Consider the following 3,920-nt stretch of genomic DNA (forward strand, 5'->3'; position numbering starts at 1 on the left):
GCCCTCTTTTGTTCAGGAGTGAGCGCTGCATAGAGTGCCTTCACATCCTCATAAGAGGGGTCGATACACTGTGCCTCATAGAATCTTTCCTGCAGGTCATGAGGAAGCCGGGTATCGGCGAGTATGTCGCGGAGGTCGCCGGTGTCGCAAAGCATACGATGGAGCCCTTCCTCGTCACTGCCGAAGAAGTAGGTCTTGCAATCCTTCGAGACGAGGAAGGTCGAGGCACATCCCCCGGTGAGGACAGCTAAGATGCTAATCATCGCAGAGGTAAATATGCGCACGCAATGACATACCATCACAATGCCATTCGGCAGCTATCCCCTTGCCTTGAGCGCCTATCTGCCCAAATTCTCAATCCATGCACTCCATGAGTTGCCCTCCCTCGAATACATGATGCCGTAAGTGTGCCCGGGTTTTGCATCAAAGGTCAGGGTCATGTTGCTCATCGAGTATTTGTAGCTGCTCACGTTTGGATTGGGAGCACTGAAGGCATTATAGTACGTGATAGAGATGGTATGCGTTCCGGGCAGGACTGCTATCACACCCCAGTTCAGGGAGACCTCTTTTCCATCGAGCGAATTCACCCGGATAGGTTCATGGAATTCCAACGTTGCCACCTCATCAGCAGGCAGCTCGGGGCCAGGATACATCTTCAACACGGAGGGAGAGCAGCCCCAAAACGCCGCAAGCGCAACGAAAACAACCGCAATTCTTGACAAAACCTCGAACATCTTCCTTCTCCCCCCTTCGAGTTCCTCCGCAAAACATAACATTAAAAAAAGAAGAGACACGCCCATTCTGTGGAACCGACTAAAGCGACCCACTCTTCACATCCGACCGGATGTGGAGATCTTCTCCCCTCAGCAGGGCATATAGTTTATGTCGTAACCGTTTTTTGTAAACGCTCTCCGCAGGTCTCTTCTCTGCTCACTGCTCATGGATGCGTAAATCTGCCTTACCTTCTCCCCCGACCGTTCCGGGGAGCAGTTGTACTTATAGAGGTCATCCTGCAGTGTCTGATCAAAGTGCGTGTCTCTCAGCACCTTCTTGAGGTCGCCTGACTCGCAGAGCATTTTATAGTAATCGTTCGTCTTACTCCCAAGGAAATAGCCCTTTCCATCCTTGCTTACAAGGAAAGTCGAGGTACACGCCGCGAGAATCAACGCGAATAGGACTGTGCCCGGTCCCGACCATTTTCCCATCTGCACCTCCCTATATCTTGTGTAAGAGTTTTAGGACCCTCTCCTTTATGTCCGAGGAATCCCATTCTCTGGGGCCTATGAATTTCTCAACAATGAGCCCCTTCTTATCGATAAGAAAACTTGTCGGGAGACCGAATCCCGCGTACTCGTCGAAATAGACTTCCTTGTCTTTGTCCATGAGGACGGGAAAGCTGATACTCTTTGCCGAGAGAAAAGACCTCACAGGACTTTCTGATGTGTCAATGGAGATTGCCAATACCACAAAACCTTCAGCCTGAAGAGCGGCATAGAGTCTATTGAGAGAGGGCATTTCCTCCTTGCAGGGCCCGCAGGACGTTGACCAGAAATTGAGGAGAATCACCTTGCCCCTGAATTCCGCAAGAGTTGCTCTCCTGCCGTTGACGTCATCGAGTTCAAAGTCCGGGGCATATTTGCCGACTTCGGGAGAGACATTTCTTGAGCTTGTATCACCGGCTGCAAGAGAAAAACAAGAAAGCGAAATGATAAAACTGATACAAATGCGCCTGCCCAGGTAGGTCATGTTGTGCCACATTCACTGTCTCCTTTAACTTTTACCACTAAACGATATCTTCTGTCAAGAACGAGCGCCTCGAGACGATCTTCGACTTCAATGGCCAATTGTAAAGGCGGGAGGGGCGTTGCCCCTCCCTACAGGTTCAAAAGACTACGTCAAAGGTTGTGTAAATGTCGTGGGCATTCTTGACCGGTGCCAACAGCTGTGTGTTTTGAGGATTTGTGGTATTCAGATCGTTAATCCTTACCGGCGCCCCCACCCAGTTGTTGCTGCCGGTATAGTTAAAGCTATAGTACTGGTAGCCTATCCTCACATAGACATTGCCTCTTTTTGCAATCGGCTTCTTGTTCAGACTCTGGATGATATACCCTTCATAGACATTGCCGCGCGTGCCGAGCTTGCTTGTCCAGATATCATCTCCGGCCGGCACTATTCCGATCCAGTTTTTTGAGCCGTGGTTATACTCAAAACCGATCTTGGTGCCGGTGGAAACTATGTCGTATCTGCCGCCCAAGTAGATCGCTTGGCCGGTATGACTGTCCGTCTGGCCCGGTCCCTGGTTATTAAGCAATCCGAACCCGGCAGTCATGGGGGAACCGCCGTTGACGGAGAAGAAGGGCAGGGAGAAGAGATTGCCGTTGGGATGGGTGAAACTCACGGCCCCGGAAAGGAAGAGATTGAGATTGCCGAGTCCAAGGTCCCTGACTTTTCCCATGACTACGCCCCCGACCCAGTCTATGCCGCCGAGGTTTGTTTTCACCGGAGTGTGAACGGTGATAAAGCTGCCGCTCGGAGGACCGCCGGCCATAAGCCCGGTATCAACCTGCTGATCAAACCCGTCAGAGGGGGAATTGAAGATATTGAAACCGTGTTGCCACTGAACTTCCGCATGAAAGTCGTCAGTATCATAAGGAACGACATTAATACCGAGAAAATCGGTGTCCTGAACACTGTTCGTCGGAGTTCTGAAACCGCTGTCGAAACCCCTTCCGTAACAGAGTTTTGCATAGGCACCGGGCAGCCCATCAATGTCCGGCGCAACGCCAAGCGAAAGGCCGTCAAAGGCATAATCGACCATGATGTTCGGAATTCCCGCGGTCCCGATTTTCTCGGTGTTTTGTCTGAGGTTGCCGGGGATGCCGCCTGTGGACGGCCTTCTCCCGATAGAGAACCATACCGGTGCGCCGCCGATGTTGCTCCACGTGGCGTATGCGTAATCCACCCTGAGGGAATTGTCGTCCGGCACATGCGCGATAACTCCATCAAAAGGTCCGAATGCCCTATCGGCGAAAAAGTTCCCCTGGACAGGTGTTTCTGTCTCACTGCCCCAGACCTTGTACATAACGAGACGGGCCTTGACCTGGATGTCCTCTACCGGCCGAACCTTCAGGTTTAAGCCAAACCGGTTCAGCAAGAGGGTGTCGTTCTTTGCCGTATACCCAGGGATCCCCGTAGCGAGAAAAGTGGTCGTCGCGCCTGGCGCGGGAAAATTGGGGATCTGGATCGGCGAGAAAATAGGGTTGAGAGCGAAGGGGTTATACTGGACATAGTCATGTATATTCCCCCTGAGAGAGTCGAACCGGAAACGGTAATCGCCCCCGATTTCGAACCACGACGGACCAGCGGCTTTCTCGGCTTTTTCCTCGACAACCGTGATCCGCTCCTCCTTCTGAGCCTCCTGCTTCTTCATCTCTTCCATCTGCTGCTTCAGCTTGTCGAGCTCTTTGGAGAGAGCATCGATCTTCATCATGAGGTCTTCCTGAGTGGCAGCAAAAGAAGTAGCGGGGAGAAGCAGGCAAAGCGAGAGGAGAAAAACTAGGCATTTCTTCATTATCACATCACCTCCTCTTGATTATTTCTTAAAAAGATAGCGGAAAAAGACGCTTATGTCAAGAGAAATTTCGCATCTGCGCAACAGTGACGCCATCTTTAAATCTTGTGATTACTGGAATTTATAGGTTGTCAAAGTTTGAACTTGACAGTTTCCGTGAGCTCAACAAAGTTTCACGTAATGGGAAAAGGAAGCTGGCTGCTTTCAGCATATTAACAGTCTCAAAATAATATTTACAGATGTGCTCCCTATTATTGGTCATGCCCGAGATCCTTAGTCGGGCATCCATTCTGTTCAAAGTGGATTCCCGCCTTCGCGGGAATGACGGCCAAGAATGTGCAGACTATTA

The 3,920-nt window shown here is 50.9% G+C and carries 5 protein-coding genes; all 5 read right to left on the minus strand.

All coding sequences use genetic code 11. The annotated features are described in order from the left end of the window. Positions 1 to 263, minus strand: a 263-nt coding sequence (locus VFG09_15225; protein HET6516503.1) for a hypothetical protein, incomplete at its 3' end; no start/stop codon positions are given. Positions 264 to 338: 75 nt separating this feature from the next. Next, complete coding sequence (locus tag VFG09_15230) at positions 339 to 734, minus strand: hypothetical protein (protein HET6516504.1); 396 nt, start codon at positions 732 to 734, stop codon at positions 339 to 341. A 129-nt stretch (positions 735 to 863) separates the two neighbouring features. Continuing rightward, positions 864 to 1,205 carry a hypothetical protein gene (locus VFG09_15235; GenBank protein ID HET6516505.1) on the minus strand — a complete coding sequence of 114 codons (342 nt, stop codon included), beginning with the start codon at positions 1,203 to 1,205 and terminating at the stop codon, positions 864 to 866. Positions 1,206 to 1,215: 10 nt separating this feature from the next. Then, complete coding sequence (locus VFG09_15240; GenBank protein ID HET6516506.1) at positions 1,216 to 1,758, minus strand: TlpA disulfide reductase family protein; 543 nt, start codon at positions 1,756 to 1,758, stop codon at positions 1,216 to 1,218. Positions 1,759 to 1,882: 124 nt separating this feature from the next. Next, positions 1,883 to 3,571: a DUF3373 family protein gene (locus VFG09_15245; protein HET6516507.1), complete on the minus strand. Its 1,689-nt coding sequence runs from the start codon at positions 3,569 to 3,571 to the stop codon at positions 1,883 to 1,885. Between the last annotated feature and the right edge of the window lie 349 nt (positions 3,572 to 3,920).

The organism is Thermodesulfovibrionales bacterium (assembly GCA_035686305.1).
GTDB lineage: Bacteria > Nitrospirota > Thermodesulfovibrionia > Thermodesulfovibrionales > UBA9159 > DASRZP01.